Here is a 317-nt window from a genome sequence, read left to right as displayed (position 1 = left end):
TCGAGCGCCATATGCCCGGGGCCTTCCACAATCACCTGCACGCCGCCATCCCACGCGCGGCGGGTGAGCTTGCCGATCTCGATGAGCTCGGCGATCTGCCCGGCATCCGTGGCGTCGTAGCCGCTGCCGGGGCGCATGGCATCACCGATGGAGATGCACACATCGTGCTCGTGCAAGATAGCCAGCACCACGTCGTAGTACTCATTGAAGGGGTTCACACGACCAGTGGCCTCCATCCAGGCGAAGATGAGCGACCCTCCTCGCGATACGATATTGGTGAGTCGCCCCGTCTCTTTGAACGACTCGATGACCCGGCG

At 63.1% G+C, this 317-nt stretch carries 1 protein-coding gene; it reads right to left on the bottom strand.

Annotated elements, in window-relative coordinates:
• Window positions 1-317: phosphomethylpyrimidine synthase ThiC (locus tag NE591_RS13700; RefSeq protein WP_256156914.1), on the bottom strand; the 317-nt coding region annotated here is incomplete at both ends.

Origin of the sequence: Adlercreutzia sp. DFI.6.23, from assembly GCF_024462535.1 — a bacterium.
GTDB classification, from domain to species: domain Bacteria; phylum Actinomycetota; class Coriobacteriia; order Coriobacteriales; family Eggerthellaceae; genus Adlercreutzia; species Adlercreutzia rubneri.
Note: the sequence above shows the minus strand (reverse complement) of the source record. Positions and strands in the feature narration are given on the sequence as shown.